Source organism: Corynebacterium propinquum DSM 44285, from assembly GCF_000375525.1.
GTDB lineage: Bacteria > Actinomycetota > Actinomycetes > Mycobacteriales > Mycobacteriaceae > Corynebacterium > Corynebacterium propinquum.
In genome coordinates this window covers 1-24,785 of record NZ_AQXC01000005.1, presented here as the reverse complement: position 1 = coordinate 24,785, position 24,785 = coordinate 1, and the positions used below count along the sequence as shown (strand labels likewise).

23 protein-coding genes and 1 pseudogene are annotated in these 24,785 nt (G+C 57.1%); 14 read left to right on the top strand and 10 right to left on the bottom strand.

The genetic code is table 11. The features are described 5' to 3' along the window. Positions 1-28 precede the first annotated feature (28 nt). A pseudogene (locus B142_RS14265) lies at positions 29-130 on the bottom strand (hypothetical protein); the annotation flags it as partial. A gap of 147 nt (positions 131-277) precedes the next feature. Then, on the bottom strand, positions 278-709 hold the full coding sequence (locus B142_RS0105560) for a hypothetical protein (RefSeq protein ID WP_018120561.1): 432 nt from the start codon (positions 707-709) through the stop codon (positions 278-280). Between the two features lie 88 nt (positions 710-797). On the opposite strand from B142_RS0105560, the gene B142_RS12000 reads away from it, so the two are divergent. Beyond that, entirely contained in the window at positions 798-1,205 is a 408-nt protein-coding gene (locus B142_RS12000; RefSeq protein WP_236658183.1) for a cupin domain-containing protein, read from the top strand. Between the two features lie 90 nt (positions 1,206-1,295). Here the strand turns inward: B142_RS12000 and B142_RS0105550 are convergent, their stop codons facing one another. Both B142_RS0105550 and B142_RS0105545 read right to left on the bottom strand, forming a co-directional pair. Beyond that, positions 1,296-3,164 (bottom strand): bifunctional ADP-dependent NAD(P)H-hydrate dehydratase/NAD(P)H-hydrate epimerase, encoded by a 1,869-nt coding sequence (locus B142_RS0105550; RefSeq protein ID WP_018120559.1) that lies wholly within the window; start codon positions 3,162-3,164, stop codon positions 1,296-1,298. A gap of 56 nt (positions 3,165-3,220) precedes the next feature. After that, on the bottom strand, positions 3,221-4,051 hold the full coding sequence (locus B142_RS0105545) for an Fpg/Nei family DNA glycosylase (RefSeq protein WP_018120558.1): 831 nt from the start codon (positions 4,049-4,051) through the stop codon (positions 3,221-3,223). A gap of 126 nt (positions 4,052-4,177) precedes the next feature. Between B142_RS0105545 and B142_RS0105540 the strand changes: the two genes are divergently transcribed. After that, entirely contained in the window at positions 4,178-5,671 is a 1,494-nt protein-coding gene (locus B142_RS0105540; RefSeq protein WP_018120557.1) for a DUF1846 domain-containing protein, read from the top strand. Between the two features lie 138 nt (positions 5,672-5,809). Beyond that, entirely contained in the window at positions 5,810-6,793 is a 984-nt protein-coding gene (trhO, locus tag B142_RS0105535) for an oxygen-dependent tRNA uridine(34) hydroxylase TrhO (RefSeq protein WP_018120556.1), read from the top strand. A 76-nt stretch (positions 6,794-6,869) separates the two neighbouring features. Here the strand turns inward: trhO and B142_RS0105530 are convergent, their stop codons facing one another. The 4 genes from B142_RS0105530 to B142_RS0105515 form a co-directional block, all read right to left on the bottom strand. Continuing rightward, positions 6,870-7,337, bottom strand: a complete 468-nt coding sequence (locus B142_RS0105530) for a hypothetical protein (RefSeq protein WP_018120555.1) — start codon at positions 7,335-7,337, stop codon at positions 6,870-6,872. Positions 7,338-7,447: 110 nt separating this feature from the next. Beyond that, positions 7,448-8,458: a universal stress protein gene (locus tag B142_RS0105525; protein ID WP_018120554.1), complete on the bottom strand. Its 1,011-nt coding sequence runs from the start codon at positions 8,456-8,458 to the stop codon at positions 7,448-7,450. A gap of 5 nt (positions 8,459-8,463) precedes the next feature. Further along, entirely contained in the window at positions 8,464-8,919 is a 456-nt protein-coding gene (locus tag B142_RS0105520; RefSeq protein ID WP_018120553.1) for a MarR family winged helix-turn-helix transcriptional regulator, read from the bottom strand. A 10-nt stretch (positions 8,920-8,929) separates the two neighbouring features. After that, positions 8,930-10,018, bottom strand: coding sequence for an inositol-3-phosphate synthase (locus tag B142_RS0105515; protein WP_018120552.1), 1,089 nt, complete (start codon positions 10,016-10,018; stop codon positions 8,930-8,932). 204 nt (positions 10,019-10,222) lie between these two features. Between B142_RS0105515 and B142_RS0105510 the strand changes: the two genes are divergently transcribed. From B142_RS0105510 to B142_RS0105460, 11 genes are all read left to right on the top strand, one after another. Then, positions 10,223-12,517 (top strand): transglycosylase domain-containing protein, encoded by a 2,295-nt coding sequence (locus tag B142_RS0105510; RefSeq protein ID WP_018120551.1) that lies wholly within the window; start codon positions 10,223-10,225, stop codon positions 12,515-12,517. After that, a complete protein-coding gene (locus B142_RS0105505; protein ID WP_018120550.1) occupies positions 12,517-14,073 on the top strand; it encodes a glycosyltransferase family 87 protein in 1,557 nt (518 codons plus the stop codon). The genes B142_RS0105510 and B142_RS0105505 overlap by 1 nt, the downstream gene beginning before the upstream one ends. Next, positions 14,070-14,261 (top strand): hypothetical protein, encoded by a 192-nt coding sequence (locus tag B142_RS0105500; RefSeq protein ID WP_018120549.1) that lies wholly within the window; start codon positions 14,070-14,072, stop codon positions 14,259-14,261. Before B142_RS0105505 ends, B142_RS0105500 begins: the two co-directional genes overlap by 4 nt. Positions 14,262-14,482: 221 nt before the next feature. Further along, entirely contained in the window at positions 14,483-14,770 is a 288-nt protein-coding gene (rpsF, locus tag B142_RS0105495; RefSeq protein WP_023018753.1) for a 30S ribosomal protein S6, read from the top strand. 61 nt (positions 14,771-14,831) lie between these two features. Then, the gene (locus B142_RS0105490) at positions 14,832-15,407 is read left to right on the top strand and encodes a single-stranded DNA-binding protein (protein ID WP_018120547.1); all 576 of its coding nucleotides are present in this window, start codon (positions 14,832-14,834) and stop codon (positions 15,405-15,407) included. A 98-nt stretch (positions 15,408-15,505) separates the two neighbouring features. Continuing rightward, positions 15,506-15,967, top strand: coding sequence for a 50S ribosomal protein L9 (gene rplI / locus B142_RS0105485; protein ID WP_018120546.1), 462 nt, complete (start codon positions 15,506-15,508; stop codon positions 15,965-15,967). Positions 15,968-16,863: 896 nt separating this feature from the next. Then, on the top strand, positions 16,864-18,420 hold the full coding sequence (dnaB, locus tag B142_RS0105480) for a replicative DNA helicase (protein WP_018120545.1): 1,557 nt from the start codon (positions 16,864-16,866) through the stop codon (positions 18,418-18,420). A gap of 190 nt (positions 18,421-18,610) precedes the next feature. Further along, positions 18,611-18,988 (top strand): thioredoxin, encoded by a 378-nt coding sequence (gene trxA / locus B142_RS0105475; RefSeq protein WP_018120544.1) that lies wholly within the window; start codon positions 18,611-18,613, stop codon positions 18,986-18,988. Positions 18,989-19,303: 315 nt separating this feature from the next. Next, positions 19,304-20,482 carry an ADP-forming succinate--CoA ligase subunit beta gene (gene sucC / locus B142_RS0105470; protein WP_018120543.1) on the top strand — a complete coding sequence of 393 codons (1,179 nt, stop codon included), beginning with the start codon at positions 19,304-19,306 and terminating at the stop codon, positions 20,480-20,482. Positions 20,483-20,500: 18 nt separating this feature from the next. Continuing rightward, a complete protein-coding gene (gene sucD / locus B142_RS0105465; RefSeq protein WP_018120542.1) occupies positions 20,501-21,388 on the top strand; it encodes a succinate--CoA ligase subunit alpha in 888 nt (295 codons plus the stop codon). Between the two features lie 252 nt (positions 21,389-21,640). Continuing rightward, complete coding sequence (locus B142_RS0105460; protein WP_018120541.1) at positions 21,641-22,429, top strand: PspA/IM30 family protein; 789 nt, start codon at positions 21,641-21,643, stop codon at positions 22,427-22,429. Between the two features lie 186 nt (positions 22,430-22,615). On the opposite strand, the gene B142_RS0105455 is transcribed toward B142_RS0105460, so the two are convergent. Together B142_RS0105455 and B142_RS13855 are read right to left on the bottom strand one after the other, a co-directional pair. After that, positions 22,616-24,220 carry an NYN domain-containing protein gene (locus B142_RS0105455; protein WP_018120540.1) on the bottom strand — a complete coding sequence of 535 codons (1,605 nt, stop codon included), beginning with the start codon at positions 24,218-24,220 and terminating at the stop codon, positions 22,616-22,618. 353 nt (positions 24,221-24,573) lie between these two features. Then, a partial coding sequence (locus B142_RS13855) for a hypothetical protein (protein WP_208853757.1) occupies positions 24,574-24,785 on the bottom strand: 212 nt, incomplete at its 5' end.

Here is a 24,785-nt window from a genome sequence, read left to right as displayed (position 1 = left end):
GGGGGGATGCGGACATTTTTAGGAATATTCAGAGTAGCAGCTTGCGTCGGCGTTGATTGATGCTTAAGCCGCCGAACTCAAGCTTGATTCTTCGTTCGTTATAGAAGTCGGCATATTCATGAATCGCTTTCTCTAATTCCTTAGGACGGGGTTATTTACGCCCATAAAACATCTCTTTTTCATTCGGCCGAACAATCCCTCGCACGCTGAATTACCGGGGCAGGCTCAACCATGGCTCCCAATTTCAATGGTTTATAGCAGCAGAATCCGGGATTCTTCAATGTGCAAGGCCCGCCAAACGAAGGCTTTCGTTTAACTGGAAAACTGAAGCCCAGAAATCTCCTGCTTTTGCAGCAAGCGCATTAGCAAGCAGGGAGCCGGTTACATCAAATTGCTCTAGCTGAGGATAATAAATTCCAAGTAGATTATGCTCATGGCTAATTTTCTTGTCCAAGATAGAAGCATGTGCCCATTGCCCTGAAAACCGCCTGCGTAGACCTTCTCCAAGGAACATCTCGTATTCAATTCGGCGACGGGCAGGAATCGTTTTTGCATCCGCAAGCAACCATTTTTCGCACGCTTTTAATGATTTTTGACTCCAAGGATCATCTTGGCATACGCCGGGGAGTAGAAGGTGCTGTTTCGAATCGATGTAGTCTTTCGCCTTCTGCGTCCAATCGGCAAGATTTACCTGCGAACTAGCCACCATACCGGCCCTACCTTTCATAATTTACGTTAATCTGATCATAGCTTCCGGAAAATCGGGGCAGTCATTTTTCGCAGTAAACTGGTGCTAAATGCCCCTCGTAAGCAAAGGAACTGTCATGCGCATTAATGAGCACGAATGGGAACTGGTGGAAGGTCTCAATCTGCCATACCAGGAGGATGAGAACTCCACCCATGCGCAGTCACGCCAAGCCCGTGCGGTGCCACAAGTAACCAAGGTTGCCGAGCTGGAAGGCGCCACCGTGGTGCGGTTATCCTTCCGCGCCGGTGACACGATGGCGAACCACAAGGCCCCGCGCCCGATCCTGGTGCTGGGGCAAACGGGTTCAGTCACGTTCACCATCGGCGACGCGGATGCTGGTGAACCCGTCGATGAACTCGAGCTTGCCCCAGGTAAAGCTGTGCACGTCGATGAAGGCAAAATCCACGCCTTGCATGCCGACGCCCCAGCAGTGGTCACATTGTTGATCCTGGGATAACAAGGCCAGCGGTGCAGCGGTGCAGCAGCGGTGAATGCCCGATGCCCCCAACCCCTGCACGGAGCAATGCTTGTTTTAGCTTTACCAGTCTTACTGGCTGGAGAAATATGCCAGTGCCCGGGGTATCGCGGTAGCAATCGCGCTTGCCGACGTCGGCGCCATCCCAAATTCTGTTTGTGCAGCAAGCTGCGCGGCCCAAGAATGCACGACAACAGCGCGCCGGAAAACGTCGGCAAGATCCGCCTGGGCTGCCCCGGCGTGTTTAGTCTCCGGAGCGGCTGCTGGTGCATTCCACTCGGCGAGGAAAGCCCCAAGAATTCCGGACAGCACATCACCGGAACCAGGCGTGGCAGCCCACGAAGAACCCGTATTCACCGACACCAACCTGCCGTCAGGGCTGGCAATCAGAGTGATCCGCCCTTTGCGCAGCACCCACGCATTGAGTTGTGCCGCCAGGGCACGGGTTGTGCGCAAACGGTCGGTGGTAGCAGAAGAACCAGAGGTGCCAGCGGTCATTGCCTGCTGATCTGGTGCAGGTAGCGAGTCTGCTAAACGCTGGAACTCTCCATCATGCGGGGTCAGCAGCACCGGGCTAGCGCTTACCCGGTCGCGCAGGAGCTCCCGCAACTGCGCGCTGGCCGCTAGCAACGTGATGGCGTCGGCATCCAACACCAGCGGCTGAGCGCCCCGCAACGCATATTCCAATTCCAACGCTGCGGAAATATCCGTTCCGCGCCCCGGCCCAACAACCAACGCTTGCACGCGACCGGCGGTGCGCACACTGGTATGTGTGACTGCCTCCGGGTGCGCACGCACCACATCACGCGTGAGTTCAGCAGGCCCCAGCACCCGCACCATCGATGGCGTAGCGGCGATCGCACCGGCCGCAGATAAAATGCCCGCGCCGGGATACGCCGCCGAGCCGGCGCACAGACCAACCACCCCCGAGGAATATTTGTCCCCAGCTGGCTGCGGTTCTAGGTTTCCCGGGCCGCTGCCGACGCCGGCTGTGCCGTGCTGGAATTCTGGCAATTCTGGTGGTTGTGGTGATTCCGGTGTGCTCCCGCTTGCCGACGCCTGAGCCTTGGTTGCAATTGTTGGAACCTGGAAAAACTCGACGGTGCCCTGCTCGGAGCTAGCGCTGGCGCTGCTGTGTTTTGCGTTATTGATGTCCGCACAATGTTGGTGTGCAAGTTCTTCTGCAAACGAACGCGGACCCTGCGGCAATCGCAGATCGGCGATCACGACTTTCCCGCATGCCGGTGCCACTGCGTGCGCTAAGCGGCCAGCACCAAAGGAGATAGTGACCGTCGCACGCACATAGCTATCCCCGGGGAGGCGCTCACCTGTTGGTGTTTCCGGAGCTGTGGTTTCTGGGGCGGTGGCTCCAGTATCGCAGTGCACCCCGGTCGGTACATCAATGGCAAGAACATCGGTGCCTGCGCGCCGCTGCGCGGAAAAGAACTCGGCGAGCTCGCCGGCAAGGCCGCGGCCTGCGGATAAACCCGCGATCGCGTCGATAATCAGAGCCGGTGATTGTGCGGAAGCAACCAGTTCACTAGCACTAACCTGCTCACCACCGGCGGCGCAAAAGGCTTGCCACGCAGTAGGGTGCACCTTCGGGGAGCCGTCGGCACGCGTAGCCACCGGGACCGCCTGCACACGGTAACCCGCCAACAACAAATGCGTGGCGGCAAACAAACCGTCGCCGCCATTACCGCCGGGGCCCACCGCAACCACGACGTCTGCCGTCCCCGATGCTTGCATGCCCTGCCCGCCTGTAGCCTGTTTAGCCGTTTCCTGATGTTCGGGGGTGCGCCGAGCTTGCGCCCGCAACATGTCTGAAGCGGTATCGGCCACGGCAGCGGCGGCGAGCTTCATCATCTCGTCGTCGGCCACCTTATGGGCCAGGAGTGCTTTTTCCGCAGCGCGGATCTGATCAGCAGAATAAGCGAACATAAACCCAGCTTAACCACCCCGGCTTAAACCTGTGGTGGGAAGCTGCGCCCCAATGATCAAGCCTGGCACGTCGGGCACCAAAACAGATTGCGCCCTTCGTAGGCTTTCATCGCAATATCTGAACCGCAGACATAACAATCATCTCCCGCGCGCCGGTAAACATAAACTTCGCCGCCGTGCTCGTCGTCACGCGCCGGGCGGTGCATTACCTCCGGGGTGTGCTCGTCGCGCACCGTATTAATCTCGCCGTCGACCACGCCCTGGCGCATCAGAGCCACCAGGTCTTCCCACATAGCGAAAAACACGCTGCGATCAATCGCATTACCCGGAGTAAACGGAGACTGCTGATGCCGGAACAGCACCTCTGCACGATAAATATTGCCCACCCCCGCGAACAGCTTCTGGTCCATCAACAACGAACCAATGCTGCGCTTCGAGCGCCGCACCTTCGCCCACACCTGCTTCGGATCGGCATCATCGCGGATGGGATCTTCCCCAATCTTGCCGACGGCGATGGCATATTCCTCGTCTGTGATCAGCCGGCACCACTGCGGGCCGCGCAGATTCGCCGCCAGATTGTGGGTGCTCGCGTCGTCGGCAAGTGGTTCGATGCGCAACCGGATCTGCCCCCAGATTTTCTCGCGATCCTCAAAACGCAGATGCCCAATCAGACCCAAATGGATATAGATGATGTGCTCGTCAGAAGCGGCATCGAAATGCAAGAATAAGTGCTTGCCAAACGCTTCCGCACGCTCCAGCCGGGAGCCGTCGACAAGCGCCACCTCCGTGGCAAAACGGCCCTGTGGGCTGGTGATATGCAGGCGCTGAGTTCCAAAAATGCGGGTGAATTCGTCGGCAAGACGGTGGATGACGTGACCTTCAGGCATGCCTCTAGACTAGCGAGGCCAGCGCTGCGTATGCGTTGAATGCTGGGTAGGCGCGTATACTAGTCATGCGTCATAGATTTTTCGAGGCTGCACGCGGGGTATCCTCGCGAGAGAAAGTAAGGCACAATGGCGCATAAGATCGGGTTTGATCGCGAGAAATACATTCAACTCCAATCGGAGCACATCAACGCTCGGCGGAAAGAAATCGGCGGCAAGCTTTATCTCGAAATGGGGGGCAAGCTTTTCGACGACCTACACGCATCACGCGTTCTGCCGGGTTTCACCCCGGACAACAAAATTGCGATGCTGGAGCAGCTGAAAAACGACCTGGAGATCATGATCTGCGTGAACTCCAAGGACCTGCTGCGCAATAAAATCCGTGCGGACCTGGGCATCACCTACGAAGACGACGTGCTGCGGCTTGTCGACGTCTTCCGCGAGCGCGGTTTTTTGGTGGAAAACATCGTCATCACCCAGCTGGAAGACGGCAACCACCAGGCAGAAGCCTTCATCCAGCGCCTGCATCGCATGGGGCTGAAAGTATCCCGCCACCGCACCATCCCGGGATACCCCACCGACGCCGACCGTATCGTCTCCGAAGACGGGTTCGGCCGCAATGATTTTGCAGAAACCTCCCGCGATCTGATCATCATGACCGCGCCGGGGCCTGGTTCCGGCAAGATGGCGACCTGCCTGTCGCAGATTTACCACGAACACCAGCGCGGCGTGAACGCTGGTTACGCAAAATTTGAAACCTTCCCCATTTGGAACCTACCGCTCGAGCACCCCGTCAACCTGGCCTACGAGGCAGCCACTGCGGATCTGGACGACGCCAACGTCATCGACCCGTACCACCTGTCGGCCTATGACAAGAAAGCCTCGAATTACAACCGCGACGTTGAAGCCTTTCCGCTGCTCAAGCGCCTGTTGGAAAAACTGGTGGGCGCATCGCCATACCAGTCGCCAACGGACATGGGCGTGAACATGGTCGGCTACTGCATCAGCGACGACGAAGCGTGCCAGGAAGCCGCCCGCCAGGAAATCATCCGCCGCTATTTCAAAGCCCTGGTTACCGAGCGCACCGAGGAACTCGACAGCACGATTTCCGGGCGTGTGGCCGTGGTGATGAACAAAGCCGGTGTTGCTGTCGACGACCGCGCGGTGCTTGCGCCGGCGCGCCGGGTAGCCGAGGAAAGCGGGCAGCCGGGTTCGGCCGTCCAGCTTGCCGACGGCACCATGATTACCGGGAAAACCTCCAGCCTGCTGGGGTGTTCGGCGGCAATGTTGCTGAATGCCTTGAAGCACTTGGCTGGTATTCCTGACGACGTCCTGTTGCTGGCTCCGGAAGCCATCGAACCGATCCAGACTCTGAAAACCCAGCATCTGGGCTCGAAGAATCCGCGTTTACACACCGATGAAGTACTGATCGCCTTGTCTGTGTCCGCGGCTAATTCTGCCGACGCCCGCGCTGCGCTGGCGGAGCTGAAGAACCTGCGCGATTGTGAGGTGCACACCACCACGATCCTTGGGTCTGTCGACGAGGGAATCTTCCGCAACCTCGGTGTGCGCGTGAGCAGTGATCCGGTGTTCTGGCGGAAGGGCTTGTACCACAAGGTCTAAGCCTGCAGCCGCTTCCACCCAGCCTCGGCCGTGCTCGGTAGTTCGGCACCGGCCCCGGCGTGGCCGGGATTTCGGCGTGCCCGGTAATTCGGCCTAGTATTTTAGGAAAACTTCCAGCTGGTTATTACAATGCGGCTTATGACTAGCCGCAGCGAATCGCTTGAATCCAAAATCCTGCTGTATTACCAGTTCACCCCAATCGCAGACCCGCAGGCGGTGATGCTGTGGCAGAAGGCTTTGTGTGAGTCGCTGGGGCTGAAAGGCCGCATCCTCATCTCCAAACACGGCATCAACGGCACCGTCGGCGGCACGGTTGCTGCGTGCAAGCAATACCGCAAGCGCACCCGCGAATACGATGGTTTTCATTCCATGTCGTTCAAGTGGTCCAACGGCGGCGCCGAGGATTTCCCACGCTTGTCTGTGAAAGTTCGCGATGAGATCGTGGCTTTTAATGCAGCCGACGAATTGAAGGTTGATGAAAACGGCGTGATCGGCGGCGGCGTGCACCTGAAGCCAGAAGAGGTGAATAAACTCGTCGAAGAGCGCGGCGACGACGTGGTCTTCTTCGATGGCCGCAACGCCATGGAAGCCGAGATCGGCAAGTTTAAAAATGCGGTGGTGCCGGATGTGGAAACCACGCATGACTTCATCAAAGAAATCGAATCCGGTAAGTATGACTGGATGAAGGACAAGCCGGTGATTTCCTATTGCACCGGCGGCATCCGCTGCGAAATTTTGTCTTCGCTGATGAAAAACCGCGGCTTCAACGAGGTCTACCAGGTCGACGGCGGCATCGTGCGCTACGGCGAAAAATACGGAAACAAAGGCCTGTGGGAAGGCTCGTTGTACGTCTTCGACGAGCGCATGCACATGGAATTTGGGCAGGACAATGATCCCAATTTTGTGCAATTAGGGCACTGCATCCACTGTGGAGTGGGCAATAATAAGTTCAATAATTGCATTAATGAAGACACCTGCCGCAAGCAAGTGCTGATTTGCGATGATTGCTACGCTAACCCACGCACCGCGCATTGCGGGCGCGAGGACTGCCAGGAAGTTGCCGAGGCAATCGCAGAAAAAGCAGAAGCGCAAAAGCAGGAGGCGCAAAAGCAGGGCGCGTAGCTTTCTGCAGTGCTGCGGCGCCTCGATATTTTATATCGGGGCGCTTTTATGTTTAGGCGTTTTAAAGCGGGGCTTTTTATAGCGCCAGTATCTGCACGGCGCCGAGCCCCCAAAACATGGCGTTGGGTACTAATACCCAGAACACGCCCATCCAGGTGCGCCACCGCACGCCGGCGCGGAGTTTGCGCACCATGATGATCGCGCAGATCACCATGCTGAAAAATGGAATCGTCCACGCGAGGATCGGCCACCAGGTGTGCGAGGCTTCGGTACATAACCACGTCGCTTCGCCGGATTCACACAACGTGCCGCCCAGCAGCCGGGTGATCACAAGCGAACCCAGACCGACGATGAACGATCCCGCCATGGCCCAAATGAGAAAACGCAGGGCCTGCCGGGAGGATTCTTCGTCTTTGCCTGCCCGCATATACGGGTCTGGGCTGTGAGCGAGTTCGTCGAGGCTGCGGGGATTCTGCGTCAACCGAGAGGGATCGTCATCATAGAGATCGTTTTCTGGGTGCGAAAAATTCGGTGTAGCAGACATGTCACCAGTCTAGGGGCCCGGAACTATTTTGGCTGTGACTACATGCGTCCAGCCACACTAGCCCGGCCGCACTAGTCCGGCTACATTCCGCCCAGCCGGATTCTCCCGGCCTAATGCTGCTGCGGTGTACCGGATTCGGGTTGTGTGAACTCTGGCTGCTGGTAATCCACGGGCAGCACAACGGTGGGAACCCGGATATGCTGCAAAAACTCGGAAGTCGGGGAGCCGATAAACACCCGCGGGGCAGGGCCGCCGTTGCTGGAATCCAGGCACAACAGATCGCCTTTCTTCCACTTCAAGGCATCAATGGCACCGCTCCAACCGTCGCCGGAACCGATGCCCGTTTCCACCGTGATGTCGGGGAAGCAGTCCATGATCCGATCGCGCGCCCGATCCAGCATCGCCAGCGCATTTTCGTGCCACTGATCAGTAAGGTCTTGCACCAACGATTTCTTGATCATCACCGGGATATCCACCAGCCCGGTCGGGGAAAACGCCATGATGCGCAGGGGAACCGACAACTTGTCCGCTAAATTCGCGGCATATAACAAGCCTGCCTGCGAGGTGTCTTCGCCGGATTCTAAGAAGGCGTAATTCAGGCGGGTGATGCCGTTTTTCGACAGCTTCGTTGCCCGTGGTGCCAGGCCCAGTGGGCTTGGCGACGAGTGCAGCAGCGCGGATGTTGTTGAGGAGGTATTGAAACGACCCTTGGGCGTCGACGTGCTCGATCCGACGATCACGAGGTCAGCGTTAAATTCTTTCGCCGCGTCGGTCAGGATCGGGGCGGGCGACGAGCCGTCGGCAAGCACCGAGACGTCATCATCCCAGTACTGCTGGTCCACCCCAGTCTCAGTCAAAACTTGTTCGACCGCTTCCTTGCACGCTTTGGCTTCTTTTTTGAAAGACTTTTTGTATTTCCCACCGAGTTTCGCCAAAGAAGTCGCTGGCCACGGGCGTAACAGAATGGATACGACCCGGATTCTGACGGGCATGGCACGGGTGAGCCAGGCGGCATAAGCAATGGCCTCGTGCCCAGAAGAAGAGGGATTCCAGGCGACGAGGATGCGTGCGGGTTGGCGCGTGCTTGTCGACGAGACAGCGCCGGCAGAATCAGGGGCCATGAACCTTAGTGTAGTTCGTTGTGCTTTGCGGGGGTATAACGCTCCGCCAACTCGACGATGACGTCGGCAAGCTCAAGCGCGGTGGCTAAAGAATCTTCATCCAAAGTATCCAGAAGCTGCGCCAACGTCTTCCGACGTGCCTCGCGCGCTTCTTCATATTCAGTTTTGCCCAAGTTAGTTAGGGCGACTTTCACTCCACGACGATCAACGCTGTCACGTACACGACGAATTAACTCCCGGCGCTCCAACTGCACCAAGGCATTGGACGCGGTGGGCATCCGGATACCTTCGGCTTCAGAGACTGCACTAATACGGCTAGCGCCATTTTTGTACAGAAACTCCATGATGGTCATCTGCGCGGGGGTCAACGAATAGTGACTAGCGATGCGATCGTATAGTACTCGCAAACGAGTCATTGGTTCCTGGAGTTTCGCTGCCACTTCTTCCGCTGTTTTGCTCATAACTGATAGCTTAGTCACCTTTTGCAATGAATGCTTCTAGCTTGGCCGAAGCTTCGTCGTCGGAAAGCTGAATCGGTGGTGATTTCATGAGATAGGACGACGCGGAATCCACCGGGCCAGCTACTTTCCTATCCAAAGCGATTTTGGCCACACGGACGGCGTCGATGATAATACCCGCAGAATTGGGTGAATCCCAGACCTCAAGCTTGTATTCCAGATTCAACGGAACCTCGCCAAACGCAGAACCTTCCAAACGAACATACGCCCACTTGCGGTCATCGAGCCATTCGACATAATCCGATGGGCCGATGTGCACGTCGCGGCCGGATTTCAGACCCGCCAACGGGCCATTGTGCAGATTTGAGGTCACCGCCTGCGTCTTGGACAACTTCTTCGATTCCAAGCGGTCGCGGTCCAGCATGTTTTTGAAATCCATGTTTCCGCCGACGTTCAACTGCATAGTGCGGTCCAAACGCACGCCGCGGTCCTCAAAGAGCTTCGCCATCACACGGTGGGTGATCGTGGCTCCCACCTGCGACTTAATATCGTCGCCGACGATCGGCAGCCCGGCATCGACGAATTTCTGCGCCCACTCAGGATCGGATGCGATAAACACCGGTAGCGCGTTCACAAAAGCGCAGCCAGCATCAATAGCAGCCTGCGCGTAAAACTTATCGGCTTCTTCCGAGCCAACCGGCAGATAAGACACCAACACATCGACCTCGGCATCGCGCAGCGCTTGGGCGACGTCAACCGGCTCTTCCGCGGATTCCTCGATAGAGGCAAGATAATGCATGCCCAAACCATCCAACGTCGGCCCGCGCTGCACGGTCACCCCGGTGTGCGGGACATCAGCGATGCGGATCGTGCAGTTCAGCGAAGCGTCGAGGGCGTCGGCAAGATCAGTGCCGACCTTCGCAGCATCCACATCAAACGCCGCGACGAACTCCACATCGCCGACGTGATAATCACCCAACTGGGTGTGCATGAGGCCAGGGATTTTCTCGTCGACGGCGGCATCGCGGTAAAACTCCACGCCTTGCACCAGGGAAGTAGCGCAGTTACCGACACCGGCGATGGCCACACGAACTTTAGACATTATGGTGTGCTCCTTTCGTTAGCCAGCCCAGGATAAATCCGGCAGGACGCAGAAACTGCACCCGATGGATGGTGTATCGATTAAGAAGAACCAGGTGAATCGATCAAGATCGACTACGAGGGGCTCGCAGTGGTTTCCCCGAATTGGACACACCCCGTATTCTTTGAGGAGATATTTCTACAAGGCAATGACAGAGGTTTGACGGTGACTGAGAACTCCCAGACTGACACCGACGATTCCCGCACCGATGATGCCCGGCAGCCGCGCACACGGCGCCAGAAGATATGGATCACGCTCGCGATCATCTTCGTGGCCATTTTGGCGATCCCCGGCATGATTTTTGCGGTCGCCTATGTGCGCGCAGATACCCCAGAACCCGGGGAAGTCACCACCGCACAGGTGTCCCATATTTATGCCGCCGACGGCAGTACAGAACTGGCACGGCTGGTGCCACCGGAAGGCAACCGCACCTTCGTCTCGTTAGATGATCTCCCGGACTACGTCTCTAATGCAGTACTAGCTGCCGAGGACCGCGATTTCTGGGACAACAGCGGATTCTCCTTGTCCGGATTTCTGCGTGCCGCCTGGGGGCAAATCACCGGAAACGCCAGCGCCGGCGGTGGTTCTACGATCACCCAGCAGTACGTGAAAAATGTCATCGTGGGTGACGACCACTCCTATGCCCGCAAATGGAATGAGCTTGTCCACTCCATCAAAATGACCAACGAGTGGGACAAGGCGCAGATCCTGGAGTCCTACCTCAACACCGTGTACTTCGGGCGCAACGCCTATGGCATTGAGGCTGCCTCGACTGCGTACTTCAACAAACCGGCCACCGAGCTGACCATTGAAGAAGCAGCCGTGCTGGCCGCGACCATCCAGGTGCCAAACCAGCTTGATCCGTGGAATAACCTAGAGCAAGCCGAAGGTCGCTGGAATTACGTGCTGGACGGAATGGTGGAAATGCAATTGCTGCCCGGCGAACAACGCGCCGGAATGGTCTACCCAGAAACCCGCGACCCGGCGGAATACTCCGCATACACCGAGGCGACCGGGCCGAACGGGCACATTAAAAACAAGGTCATCGAAGAGCTCGAAACCTTAGGTATCACCGAAGATGATGTGACCAACCGCGGCCTACAGATCACCACCACTATTGACCAGCACGTGCAGGATTCCGTGCTGCAATCCGTAGAAGAAAACATGGCCGGGCTGCAGGAAGACGCGCGCTCTGCCGTAGCCACCATCGAGCCGAGCACGGGTGCCGTGCGCGGTTACTACGGTGGCGACGAGGCCTCCGGCTGGGATTACGCTTCCGCCGGGCTGCAAACCGGATCGACCTTCAAGATCGTCGGACTGGCCGCCGCCTTGCAACAGGGCATCCCGCTGGGCGCGAACTACGCATCGACACCAGTAACGCTGCCGGGTGGCATTGAAGTCACCAACTGGGACGGCAACGGCTGTGGCGTGTGTTCGATCGCCACTGCATTGGAATACTCCTACAACACCTCGTTCATCCGGCTGCAGGACGATTTGGTCAACGGCACACAAGACACCGCCGATATGGGGCATGCGCTCGGCGTCGCCAAGTCATTCCCAGGGGTGGAAGAAACCCTGACCGAACACGGCGAACAACCTTATGAAGGCATCGTGCTGGGCCAGTACCAATCGCGCGTGATCGATATGGCAACCGTGATGGCCACCCTGACCAACCACGGTGTTTACAACCAACCGCACTTCGTCTCCCGCGTAGAAACCTCCCGCGGCGAGGTGCTGTACGAACACAACGACCACAAGCCGGAACGACGCGTTTCCGAAACGGTGGCCGACAACGTCATCCAGGCCATGCAGCCAGTGGCAGCCCACGCTGGGCAGGTACTGGCCGGGGGACGCCCGTCGGCAAGCAAGACCGGCACCGCGCAGTTGGGTGATACCGGATTGAACAAGGATGCTTGGATGGTCGGTGGCACCCCAGAACTGTCCACCGCAGTGTGGGTCGGTACCGCTGATAACACCTCCGCGATCTTCAACCAATACGGCGGCAACATGTACGGCGCAAACACCCCGGGATCGATCTGGAAGGATTCCCTGGACCGCGCGCTGGAAGGCCGCGAGCAGACGTCCTTCGAGAGTGCAGCTCCGGTGCGCTGGCGCACCTACGGCGGCAGCGGCTCCAACCTGATCGAAAGCTACGTGCCACCGGCATCCAGCGGTTCGGGACGTTCCGGTGGCGGTTCGCAAAGCGGTGCTGCAACCTCATCTGAGAGCCCAGAAGCGCCGGAAGACGAGGACGACGGCGAGCCAAACGAGGGCGACGAAGCACCAGCGCAGGGCGGACGCCCAGGTGGTCAGGGTGGCCAAGGTGGCCAGGGAGGACAACCAGGCGGTCAGCAGGGCGGCCAGGGAGGACAACAAGGTGGCGGACAGGCCCCACCTGCGGCACCGGCGCCTGGTGAGGTTATCGAAGATGCCATCAACGAACTGGAGAACCTGCTGTAATGACCAACCGGGCTGGCTGGGTCGCGCCTGCTGAGACCGAACCGGCGGCCCGGAAATTCATCGATTTCCTCGGCGGTCCCGTCGACAAGCACGGCAGGCTGGCTGAGTCGCGCTGGTTCCACCCCGTGCAGGTGATCGTCTCGGTGGCGATGCTGTTCCTGGCCGGTGGATTTCTCACCAAAGCACACTGCACCAGGGGCAGCATCAACCCCGATACCGGAGCAATCGACCTGGACTGGTCCGGTAACCGGGCATATGTTTCTGCTTGCTACAACGACATAATTCCATTGTTTGCCGGGCGAGGGCTGGATACCGGGGGATTTCCCTATGCCTACTCCTGGCAGGAAGACGACGTCACGCGCTACCTGGAATATCCCGTGCTCACCGGTTATTTCCAAGGAATCATGGGATGGTTAGCCCGGGTCAGCTATCCGCCGGTGGAAGCTGTGAGCAAATATCTGGTACCGGTGCCGATGGCTGGCTGGTATTTCATACTGACTGTCCTGGTGCTTTCCCTGTTCTGGGTGGCAACCGTGCGCATGGCGTGCGCCCTTGCTGGACGACGAATCTGGGACATCATGCTGGTTGCAGCCAGCCCGTTGGTGCTGGTGCACGCGTTTACCAACTGGGATATTCTGGCGATCTTTTTCGCGGTCGCCGGGTTGCTGCTGTTTGCTCGCGGACGCACCGCGTGGGCAGGCGTCGCCATTGGCTTAGGCACGGCGACGAAACTCTGGCCGCTATTTTTGCTGGGCGCGATCATCGTCTTAGCACTGCGGCTGCGTAGATTCCGCGCGCTCATCATCGTGGCAATAACCACCGCGGTGACGTGGCTGGTGGTCAACCTGCCAGTGATGCTGGCATACCCCGAGGCCTGGAACGAGTTCAATCGTTTAAACAGCACCCGTAGCTGGGAATGGACCACCATTTATGCAGTGGCCGCACGATTGACGCTTTTCGACGGCTTCGACCCGGACGGTGCAGAGGTACCGCAGATTCTGAACACGGTGAGCCTGGCACTGTTTATCGCCAGTTGCGTCGCGATTGCGATCCTCGGACTCGTCGTCAAGCGGCAACCACGAATGGCGGAACTAGTTTTCCTGATTATTGCCGCGTTTTTGCTGTTTAATAAGGTCTGGTCGCCGCAATATTCGCTGTGGTTGGTTATTCCGGCAGTACTTGCGTTTCCACGGTGGCGGCTGTTGTTGACCTGGATGGCCGTCGACATGCTGGTCTGGCCGGTATTGATGTGGCATATGCACGGCGCGGACAACAATGGCCTGCCTGCAGAATTTTTGGATGTCGTTGTGCTCACCCGCACCGGACTGATCGTCGTGCTGGTGGTGTGCGTGGTGCGGCAAATGCTCGGAAAAAATCTACCGGGGCAACAGATATCGGGAGACCGGAACCAAGCAGATCCCGTGTACCGCGCACATAATGGATATGACCCACTGGCGGGACCGTTGCAAGTGACACCCGAGAAAGCCGCAGAACACGTCGGCGGACAACAAACCCCTGAAACCAGGCAAGGACACCCAGCTAAGGAGACTGCATGAACGTCATCGTGATCCTCGGAGTTATCTCTATCATCATTGGGCTGTCCTGCATAGGTGCTGCGTATTGGGCAATCCATCGCAAACCTACGCGGCGGCCCGCTGTGGTGCTCGGGTTAGTCGCGCTGCTGTTTTTGACCGTCATCCCCACAGTGCTGGCAATATTTTTCGCCACCACCAACGCCGGGTAGCTTCGCTTGCTTCGCTTGTTGGCGACCGAAGCCTTGGCACCCCGGCGCACCGCGTACCCCGATATGGATGCGCGGTATCCGCCACGGCGCAGGCGTGGGTGATTGCGGAAAGACCCTGGGTGCGCTAGTCTTTGATGGTTGCTTGACGCAACGAACCCTCCTGCCATATCCGCGAAGGTGATATGGCCGAAACAACAAGACCATAGGAGGTGATGAGGTCCGTGCGTCGCTACGAAGTAATGATCATTCTGGATGCTAAGCAGGATGAACGCACCGTTGCCCCATCCCTGGATAAGTTCCTGGAAACTGTCCGCAAGGATAACGGCAAGGTGGAAAACGTTGATGTGGTGGGCAAGCGCAGCTTGGCTTACCCAATAAAGAAGAGTTCCGAAGGCATCTACGCCGTCATCAACCTGGAATGCGAACCGGATTCGGTTAAAGAGCTTGATCGGCGTTTGAACCTTTCCGATACCGTACTGCGTACCAAGGTTCTGCGTACCGACAGCTAAATCCGGATACTGGAGGTCGTAGACCACGAACCTGCATCCCGGAAAGCACTGAGGAGAAAACATGGCACAGGGAGATACCAACATCACGGTGGTCGGCAACGCGGTTGCGGACCCGGAATTGCGCTTCACCCCCTCGGGTGCAGCGGTGGCTAACTTCCGCATCGCTTCCACGCCGCGGCGCTACAACGCGCAAACGCAGCAGTGGGAAGACGGTGAGGCCCTGTTTTTGACCTGCAACGCATGGCGCAATATGGCCGAAAACGTTGCAGAATCAGTGTCCAAGGGCATGCGGTTGATCGTGACCGGCCGGTTGCGCCAGCGTTCCTTCCAAACCAAAGAAGGCGAAAGCCGCACTGTCTTTGAAATCGAAGTGGATGAAGTAGGCCCATCGCTGAAATACGCTTCCGCACAAGTGAACCGCAACTCGCGTGAGGGCGGGTCCGGTAACTTCGGCGGTGGCGGAAACAACCAGTCCAACCAGGGCGGTTTCGGCGGCGGTGCTCCTGCTGGCGGTTCTCAGGGCGGATTTGGTGGAAACCAATCCAACCAGTCGAACAACAACGGCCCGGATAACGACCCGTGGAATTCTGCCCCACCTGCTGGTGGATTCGGCGGAGACAGCGAACCTCCGTTCTAAGATTTAGCTCGTTTATTCACCGCAAAACTGCTGCACCGCGCCAAATCACCCATATCACTGGCGGGGCCAAAGCACACAAACAACGAAAGGCAGGGATCATGAAACTGATCCTCACCGCTGCCGTTGAGAACCTCGGCGCCGCAGGCGAAGTCGTAGAGGTCAAAAACGGCTACGGACGCAATTACTTGCTGCCGCGTGGCCTGGCTATCCCAGCCACCGCCGGAGCAGAGAAGAACATCGAAGGCATTCGCCGTGCGCAGCAACAGCGCGAGATCCGCGACCTGGATCACGCTGTTGAGGTCCGCGAAGCTCTGGACAAGCTGTCCCTGAACGACGTCGTCGTCAAGGTTAAAACCTCCTCGAAGGGTAAGCTCTTCGGTTCGGTTACCGCAGAAGACGTCGCCCAGGCCGTTGCTAAGGCCGGCGGTCCGAAGCTGGACAAGCGCATCATTGACCTGCCAAAGGCTCTGGTGAAAAAGACTGGTAACTACCAGGCTGAGGTTGAATTGCACTCCGATATCAAGGGCAAGATCAACTTCTCTGTCGTCTCTGCTTCCTAGAGAGTCCTAGAGAAGCTCTTTAAGTTAACGACAACAGCATTTGCATTACTCCCCGTTCGGGTGGTCTGTGAGGGGACCACCTGGGTGGGGAGTTTTGTCGTAGCTATGCCTGCATGGTCATCGCCGCTTGAGTTCATCGCGGGTCGATGGGGCGCGGCGGGCCAAGGTGGTGCATTTTTACAAATAGTGGCTCAAAACAAGGCCTAAATCGGTGCCTATTTGTAAAAATGCACCAAGGACGCGCCGCAGTTGCACACGTTCGCGCCAGGGTTGCGCACGCCCGCCCGACAGTTGCACACGTTCGCGCCAGGGTTGCGCACCCCCGCCGCACAGTTGCCCACAGCGCCGAGCGCACTTGTGGATAACTTGTGGGATTTGTGAAGAAGTTTCCCCGCCCGATGGTGCTGATGGTGTGCGATTTGCGTAAAATCCAACATTGTGGGCAGAGAACTTTCTGCTGGTACAGCGAATATTCAGAGTTTGTGCACAAGCTGTTTAATTCTTTGTAATGCCGTCTAGCTGGGGTTTTATGGCGAATGGCAAATATGCACACACGGTTATCCACAAGAATTCCACAAGCTGCGGAAAACCAGCAGGTCGCAGTCGCTCACGGTGGCAATCTCCACGGATTCTCCACCATGCCTGTGAATAAACCTGTGGATAACTTTTGGTTGTGGCCGTGGCCGGGGTGACGGCCTCGTCGGCAAGCGTCTCCGCCTGCAACGAAAAGACTCACCCGACCGCAAACACCACCCACCGCGATCGAACACACCAGCCTGCAACCACAAGCCAGACCGGACCGCCATCACCAGGCACGAAAACCACCGAAATTTACCGCAAGGGTCGTGTCGTTAAAATAAACTCCACAGAATAACCCGCCACGCTAAGGAGAACCCATGAGCCCGGAAGCCAACGCGAACTTCGATGACGATTATCAGCTTCCGGAACCACCCCCGGAGGAGCCCAGCTTCGATAATTTCGCGGTTCCTGATCCGCACGATGCGGGCTTCAGTGTCTCGGATAGTAATTTTTCCTCGAATACATTCTCCGGTAATGACGCGCAGTTCCGCTCCCGGAACAGGGGCAGGCGCGGTAAATTCCAGCAGGAGCAGGCCGACGAGTACGCGGAATTGCGCCAGCCGCCGCATGACCGCGACGCAGAGCAAGGTGTGCTGGGAGCGATGTTGATGAGCCCGAACACCGTGATGGAAGTCATCGAAGAATTAGATCCCGAGGATTTCTATTATCCTGCGCACAGCCTGATTTATGAGGCAATGCTGGATCTGTATGCCAATGGCGAAAATATTGACCCGGTGATCGTTTCCGATCGGCTCAACAGGTTCAACAATCAGGAGCGGGCCGGTGGTCCGGTGTATTTGCACACCCTGATTTCGACGGTTCCCACGGCCGCGAATGCGCTGTATTATGCGGAAATTGTCGCGGAGAAGGCCGTATTGCGCAAGCTTGTCGACGCCGGCACCCGGGTGGTGCAGTTGGGCTATTCCGGAACGGAAGACGCGGAGGTCGCTTCGGTGATCGACCGCGCCCAGCAGGAGGTATTTGCGGTCGCGCAAAAGCGCAAAACAGAGGATTATCAGGCGTTGAGTGACCTGATTAAACCCACGGTCGACGAGCTGGCGGCATTGGAGCGCGTGGGTGGTTTGGAATCCGGAGTGCCGACGGGATTTATCGACCTGGACAAGATCACCAATGGTTTGCATGCAGGCCAGATGATTATTGTCGCGGCGCGTCCAGGTGTCGGTAAGTCGACACTTGCGATGGATTTCATGCGCTCGTGCTCGATCGACAACGGCAAGACGTCGGTGATTTTCTCACTCGAGATGTCCGCCTCGGAGATCGTGATGCGTTTGCTTTCCGCTGAGGCAGAGATTCAGCTGACGGATATGCGTGCCGGAAAGATGGATGAGCGGGCGTGGGAAAAACTCACTGACAAGCTCAACACGGTGCAAAATGCGCCGATCTTCATCGATGACTCGCCAAACTTGACGATGATGGAGATCCGGTCGAAAGCCCGCAAGTTGAAGCAGCAGCATGGTTTGGATTTGCTGGTGTTGGACTATTTGCAGTTGATGAGCTCCGGTAAACGTGTTGAGTCGCGTCAGCAGGAAGTTTCGGAGTTTTCGCGGCAGCTGAAGCTGTTGGCGAAAGAACTAGAGGTGCCCGTGGTGGCTATTTCGCAGTTGAACCGTGGCCCGGAAGCTCGTACGGATAAGCGGCCGCAGCTGGCGGACCTGCGTGAGTCGGGTTCGTTGGAGCAGGACGCGGATATGGTCATGCTGTTGTACCGTCCGGATTCGCAAGACCGCGATGATTCGCGTGCGGGTGAGGCCGATATTATTCTTGCGAAACACCGTGGCGGGCCGATCGATACCGTGACCGTGGCGCACCGGTTGCGCTTTTCGCGTTTCGACAACTACGTACAGAACATCTAGGCGGTGCAACAGCCGATGGAATAGCGTCGGCAAGTTAGTTGTTGTGTCATATGTACGACGTACTTTCGGTGCGCATCGCTACGCCGTCTCGGCAGCCAGCCGACGCACAGGCGAGCATGAGCGCGTACCGTGGGGATCTGTCGATAAAAGCAAGTAGACCCTATGCGATCAATTAGAGGAGAATGCCACCATGGCAACCGTAGACATTACTGAAGACACCTTCGAAAGCACTGTTGCGGATAACGACATCGTTATCGTTGATTCTTGGGCTGACTGGTGCGGTCCTTGCCGCCAGTTTGCGCCTACTTTCGAAAAGTCGTCGGAAAAGCATGACGACGTCGTACATGCCAAGCTGGACGTTGATAACAACCAGGGCATTGCTGCGGCTTTGCAGATTCAGTCGATCCCTACTCTGATGATCTTCCGTGATTCGATCATGGTCTTCCGTGAGGCCGGTGCTTTGCCACCTGCAGCGCTGGAAGATGTTATCCAGCAGGTGAAGGGGCTTGACATGGATGATGTGCGCAAGCAGCTTGCAGAGCAGAACGCGCAGCAGGACAATTCCTAGATTTCGGCTCTAGATCACGACGGGTTTCCTGTGTGATTCTTGCCCGGATTTTGACCGGTGGAATAGGTAGAACGAAGCCAATGCAACGTTCCATTTATTTCGCCGGTTTTGGCTATTCCTAGGGTTTTGCAGCGGATTCAGCGATATCTTTCTGAGACGGCAGGCCCGCAAATCCCGATAACACGCCAACCCGCGACGGCACAGCGACGTCCGCGCCTGCCTACTATGCGATAGGTCACTGAAAAGCCGCTCAGAATTCCGTATTATTTTTGGGGTACGGCGATAGACGAAATTCGATTTCGGAATGGAGCAAACGTGGATCTATACGAGTACCAAGCTCGTGACTTGTTCAGCGCACACGATGTCCCTGTGCTGCAGGGCATTGTCGCAACGAATCCAGAGCAGGCAAAGCAGGCAGCCGAGAAGATCAACTCGGATCTTTTCGTGGTTAAAGCACAGGTGAAAACCGGCGGCCGTGGTAAAGCCGGTGGCGTTAAGCTGGCCAAGAGCCCAGCTGAGGTTGCTGAAAAGGCTGAGGAAATCCTCGGTTTGGACATTAAGGGCCACACCGTTAAGACCATCATGGTTGCCGAGGGTGCAGATATCGCAGAAGAGTACTACTTCTCGATCCTGCTGGACCGCACCAAGCGTCGCTACCTGGCCATGTGCTCCAAAGAAGGCGGCGTGGAGATTGAAACGCTCGCCGCAGAGCAGCCAGAAAAGCTGGTGCGCAAGAACTTCTCGCCACTGTCTGGTCTGACCAACGATATCGCTCGTGATATCGCCAAGGAAGCCGGTTTTAGCGACGAGGAAACTGAGCAGCTGGTTCCGGTTTTCCGTAAGCTTTACGAAGTTTATGAGCAGGAAGACGCTCAGTTGGTTGAGGTTAACCCGCTGGTCAAGACCGACGACGGTCGCATCATTGCTCTCGACGGCAAGGTCTCGTTGGATGACAACGCGCTGTTCCGTCACGGCGATCATGCCAACCTGGAAGACGTCGAAGCAGCTGACCCGCTGGAGCGTCGTGCCAAGGAGCTGGATCTGAACTACGTCAAGCTCGACGGCAGCGTCGGCGTGATCGGTAACGGTGCTGGTCTGGTTATGTCCACGCTGGACGTTACTGCCTACGCAGGTGAAGAATTTGGCTCGAAGCCAAAGCCAGCAAACTTCCTGGACATCGGCGGCGGCGCTAATGCGAAGGTCATGGCTAACGGACTGGAGGTTATCTTCAGCGACGAGCAAGTCAAGTCCGTTTTCGTCAACGTCTTCGGCGGTATTACTGCGTGTGATGAGGTAGCAAACGGTATCGTCCAGGCCAACAAGATTTTGGCTGATCAGGGCATTCAGGCTAAGCCAATGGTCGTCCGCTTGGACGGCAACAATGCAGAGCTGGGACGTAAGATCCTCAGTGAAGCCGACCTGGCACACGTTGAGCAGGCAAGCACCATGGACGAAGCAGCACGCCGCGCAGCCGAACTGGCTGACCAGGCTTAAGGAAGGGGCATAAAAACAGTGTCTATTTTTCTCGACTCAGATTCGAAGATCATCGTTCAGGGCATGACCGGCTCTGAGGGCATGAAGCACACCCAGCGCATGCTCAACTCGGGTTCCAATATCGTTGGTGGTGTCAACCCAAAGAAAGCCGGCGAGCAGGTCGAATTCGAGGGCGGTAAGACCGTTCCAGTGTTCGGCTCCGTGGAAGATGCAAAGAACGAGACCGGAGCCAACGTTTCTGTCATCTTCGTGCCAGCGAAGTTCACCAAGGCTGCTGCGGAAGAAGCCATTGATGCCGAGATGCCACTCGTCGTCGTGATCACCGAAGGTGTACCAGTAAAGGACACCGCGGAATTCCACGCTGCTGCACAAAAGAGCGGCAAGACCCGCATCGTTGGACCAAACTGCCCAGGTCTGATTTCTCCGGGCAAGTCCAATGCCGGCATCATCCCAGCAGAGACTGCTCCAAACCCAGGAAAGATCGGCTTGGTTTCCAAGTCCGGTACTTTGACCTACCAAATGATGCACGAGCTGCGCGACATCGGATTCACTTCGTGCGTTGGTATCGGTGGCGACCCAGTCATCGGCACTACTCACGTCAACGCGATCGAGGCATTCGAAAACGATCCTGATACCGAAGCCATCATCATGATCGGTGAGATCGGCGGCGACGCTGAAGAATTCGCAGCGGAATACATTAAGGAGCACGTCACCAAGCCGGTGGTTGGTTATATCGCAGGCTTCACTGCTCCAGAAGGTAAGACCATGGGGCATGCGGGTGCTATCGTTTCCGGTTCTTCCGGAACCGCAGAAGCCAAGAAGCAGGCCCTGGAGGCTGCTGGTGTCAAGGTCGGTAAGACCCCAACCGAAGCAGCTAACCTGATGCGCGAAATCGTTGGTGCGTAAATCCTGCCGTTGCTGTCAGGCTGCCGAGCCGCTAGTCGCTGGCCAGTGTTGCTGATGCAGCGGTAGAACGCATAATTTTGCGGTTACCGGCCCGCCGATCCACACAATCTGGATCGGCGGGCCGGTTTTGTCTGTCTGCGCATTCCGGAACCATGCACATAGATTCCGTATTATGGGCTGCAAGAATGCAATTGAGCTAGGCAGCGAATGCTATTGCACAGCAGGCTGTTGCAACCAAGGAGTGAAGCGAACATGGCTAACCCGATTAGCAAGGGCTGGAAATACCTCATGGCGTCGTTCGACAACAAGATCGACGAGCACGCAGACCCGAAGGTACAGATCAAGCAAGCAGCCGATGCTGCGAAACAGCAGCACCGGGAAATTTCTGAGCAAGCATCCAAGGTGATTGGTAACCAGAAACAGCTGGAAATGCAGCTGAACCGCTTGTTGCGGAGTCAAGAGGAATATCAGTCACAAGCCCGGGAAGCTTTGCAGGCGGCAGATAAGGCTGAGCGCGACGGAGACGCGGCGAAGGCCCAGCGATTCAACGAGACCGCAGAGCTGATTGCTTCCCAGTTAGTCGGCGTGGAAAAAGAGCTGGAACAGACCAAGGAAATGTATAGTTCCGCGAAACGTTCTTCGGAGCAGGCGAAAGCGGAGCTGCAGAAATCTGAGGCGCGGTTAGAAGAACAGCTCAATGAAGTTCGTCGCCTGGAGCAGCAGGTCGATCAGACCAAGATGCAGGAAAAGACCAGCGAGGCGATGGACTCGATGAATGCACAGATTGGCAGTAATGATTCCACCCCAACGTTGGATGGGGTTCGCGATAAGATCGAGCGTCGTTATGCGAATGCTCTGGGAGCACAAGAACTTTCCCGTAGTTCTGCGAACGATGCCATGGCGGAGATCTCTGCTGGGACTTCAACCCGTGATATCAAGGCCAGTGCGAAATTAGACGAGATTCGCGCCTCGATGGGTACTGGTGCGGGATCGCACAACAAAGCTATTGACTCTGCTGACAACGGCGACGGAAAGCAGTAAGCAGACAGCAGACGGTAGGCTCCAGGCCCTGATTGGCAATAGTATGCCGGTTCTTGTACGCAGTAGCCGACGGCGATAAGCCGTCGAGACCGGCTTTTGTACAACGAAAAGCGCGGACCACGTTGAGGTGGCCCGCGCTTTGTGTTTGGCGGCTATCTACTGGTTATCCGGTTGTCTGCGAACCCGTTAGTTATCGCGCGCAGCGTTGAGCAAGACGCCGCGGATTCCGGAGTGGAACCCGTCACGCAGTTTCACGCGTTGGGATTCGCTCAAGGTGTATTCGTGGAGCGTTTCGCACGCGAACTGCAGAAGTGGCCGGTCTACCTCTGGGGGTAATCCGCCACCGGAAAGCAAGTGCGCCTGATCGCGTTGCTCAGTCGATGCTGCGTTGTCGTACCACCAACGAGCGTACTGCTGGCCGACGTCGTAAGGGGTTTGGAATCCTGCCGAGGTCCAGACTTCCTCCGGCAATGGAACGTAGCGGGAACGAAGTTTGCGACGCGGCGCCATCATGGATGGGGATGGCCGCGGCGTGGCTGGTTTCGGGGAGGATGCGGGTGCTGCGGGCTGGGTGCCTTCGTTGTTTTTAGCGTAGGCACGGGATTCAGCCTGGTGCGTACCCGGGGTTGCGCGGCTTTGTGCATGCAATTCGGCCTCGACTTCAGACGGATCGTTGTCGTCGTCAAGTTGTTCGCCTGGCGCGGTTTCGGGCTGGGTAGTAGGCGCTGCCGGGCTGATTTTTGGTGCAGAATTGTCGCCGCCGGGAGTAGTGGGTGGAGTCGGCGCTACGTCGTCAGACGCTACGGGCGCATCCTTTGCCGTGGACACCTCGCTTGGTTTCGGAGCAGGCGCAACGGTCTCTGCGAATTCGTCGCTGTCTGGTTTCCGTAGGTTTTCGCCCGGTTTTGCGCCGCTTGCCGACGCCGAGTGTTTGTTGTCCGGCAACTTCGGCGATCCGGTCGACGCCGGGGCAGAAGAGGAAGCCGGAACACCCGGAGCAATCGATGCAGAGCGGTCGGTCGCGGTAGCTGAAGTTCCTGGTTCGGAAGCTTTGGCAGTGGTGCCAGCGACCGCAGTTTCCGGCGTAATTGATTCACCTGTGGTTGATGCAGATGTTGTTGGGTCGTTGTCGTCAACCTCAGGCTGTGCAGAACCTGCCTGCACATCGGCTCCAGCTTCTGACTTGGCATCGTCTGCTTCTGGGGAAGCGCACTGGGTTTCTCGCACGGTAGGCGGCAGGGGGCCTTCCAAAACCTGTAGTTCCATGGCACCGGTGAAATCCTCCCGGGGATCCAGGATCGTGGTCGTGTCGCAGGCGTGACGCAGCGCAGCCGACATAGAATCCCAACCAAACCCGTAGAGGTGCACGCGAATTCCGGCGTTGGTTGCTTCCTGTACGCCCGGAATCATGTCTGCGTCGCCAGAAACCAGCACCATATCGGTGAATTGTTGTTTGCAAGCGGTGGTCACCATGTCTGCAACAAGCCGCGTGTCGACGGCTTTTTGTGTGCGCCGTTCTCCCCATTCGATTAATTGGCCGGTGCGAAGTTGCACCCCCTCGCACGTCCGTAAGGCGCGTTGGTAGCGGTGTGGCCCGGTATCGGGGATCCCGTCGTACCAGTTCTGCCGGTGCACGCGTTGGCCTAGTTGGTTCGAGATCATGCCATCAAGGATGGCGACGACCTCAGGTAAATCGATTTCTAATTGAGCGCGGGCGCCGATCTCCCACGAGTTATAAAAGCTCGCAAGCAAATAAGAGGTATCGACGTACACAACTGTGCGTTCAAGCATGTCTCCTAAGTCCGTTTCTCTAATAGATCTAAATAAGTTTCTCTATCTAGTTTGCCTGAATACGGGCAATGAGTCGATTAAACCGGACCGTTAACAGGGAGATTCAAGGAGAAAGGCAGTAAGAGACTGGGAAATTCTGGTGTTGAGGCGCGGGATGCGGGGCTTGGCGGAAAGGAAGCGGGCGCACAAAGGTTTAGCGGGAATTAAGACTTAAACACCTGACATAGACGCGGTTATAAGCGGGTTATAACGCGGTTAAGTCTATGCGACATGTTAAGAAAAAACATGGCTTGACCTGCATCAACGAAACCGTTGAACAATCGATTTGCGTAAACTTTTGTTATCGCTTAAGCTTATCCAAGTCGCCGCGAGGGGCTGACAGAGAAAATAACTTCACAGGATGTTGTTTCTGGTGGTTGTTCTGCTTTGTTTGTCTGGCGGGGATGGATGATAATTTTATAGGGCCGATGCTTGCCTTTGGTGGCTGCTGACTGTGTGGTTGGTGGTTGTTGTGGGTGGGTTTCGCTGGTTGCTTGTGTGGCAGTCTGGTTCGCGGTGTTGTGAT

Excerpts from the sequence above, each read along its gene's own strand:
- B142_RS0105515 (WP_018120552.1), bottom strand. The coding sequence starts at position 10,018 with ATGTCTAAAGTTCGTGTGGCCATCGCCGGTGTCGGTAACTGCGCTACT.
- B142_RS0105520 (WP_018120553.1), bottom strand. The coding sequence starts at position 8,919 with ATGAGCAAAACAGCGGAAGAAGTGGCAGCGAAACTCCAGGAACCAATG.
- B142_RS0105530 (WP_018120555.1), bottom strand. The coding sequence starts at position 7,337 with ATGTCTGCTACACCGAATTTTTCGCACCCAGAAAACGATCTCTATGAT.
- B142_RS0105545 (WP_018120558.1), bottom strand. The coding sequence starts at position 4,051 with ATGCCTGAAGGTCACGTCATCCACCGTCTTGCCGACGAATTCACCCGC.
- trhO (WP_018120556.1), top strand. The coding sequence starts at position 5,810 with ATGACTAGCCGCAGCGAATCGCTTGAATCCAAAATCCTGCTGTATTAC.
- B142_RS0105500 (WP_018120549.1), top strand. The coding sequence starts at position 14,070 with ATGAACGTCATCGTGATCCTCGGAGTTATCTCTATCATCATTGGGCTG.
- B142_RS0105460 (WP_018120541.1), top strand. The coding sequence starts at position 21,641 with ATGGCTAACCCGATTAGCAAGGGCTGGAAATACCTCATGGCGTCGTTC.
- dnaB (WP_018120545.1), top strand. The coding sequence starts at position 16,864 with ATGAGCCCGGAAGCCAACGCGAACTTCGATGACGATTATCAGCTTCCG.
- B142_RS0105505 (WP_018120550.1), top strand. The coding sequence starts at position 12,517 with ATGACCAACCGGGCTGGCTGGGTCGCGCCTGCTGAGACCGAACCGGCG.
- B142_RS0105540 (WP_018120557.1), top strand. The coding sequence starts at position 4,178 with ATGGCGCATAAGATCGGGTTTGATCGCGAGAAATACATTCAACTCCAA.
- rplI (WP_018120546.1), top strand. The coding sequence starts at position 15,506 with ATGAAACTGATCCTCACCGCTGCCGTTGAGAACCTCGGCGCCGCAGGC.
- B142_RS0105560 (WP_018120561.1), bottom strand. The coding sequence starts at position 709 with ATGGTGGCTAGTTCGCAGGTAAATCTTGCCGATTGGACGCAGAAGGCG.
- B142_RS0105455 (WP_018120540.1), bottom strand. The coding sequence starts at position 24,220 with ATGCTTGAACGCACAGTTGTGTACGTCGATACCTCTTATTTGCTTGCG.
- B142_RS0105525 (WP_018120554.1), bottom strand. The coding sequence starts at position 8,458 with ATGGCCCCTGATTCTGCCGGCGCTGTCTCGTCGACAAGCACGCGCCAA.
- B142_RS0105550 (WP_018120559.1), bottom strand. The coding sequence starts at position 3,164 with ATGTTCGCTTATTCTGCTGATCAGATCCGCGCTGCGGAAAAAGCACTC.
- trxA (WP_018120544.1), top strand. The coding sequence starts at position 18,611 with ATGGCAACCGTAGACATTACTGAAGACACCTTCGAAAGCACTGTTGCG.
- B142_RS0105490 (WP_018120547.1), top strand. The coding sequence starts at position 14,832 with ATGGCACAGGGAGATACCAACATCACGGTGGTCGGCAACGCGGTTGCG.
- B142_RS12000 (WP_236658183.1), top strand. The coding sequence starts at position 798 with ATGCCCCTCGTAAGCAAAGGAACTGTCATGCGCATTAATGAGCACGAA.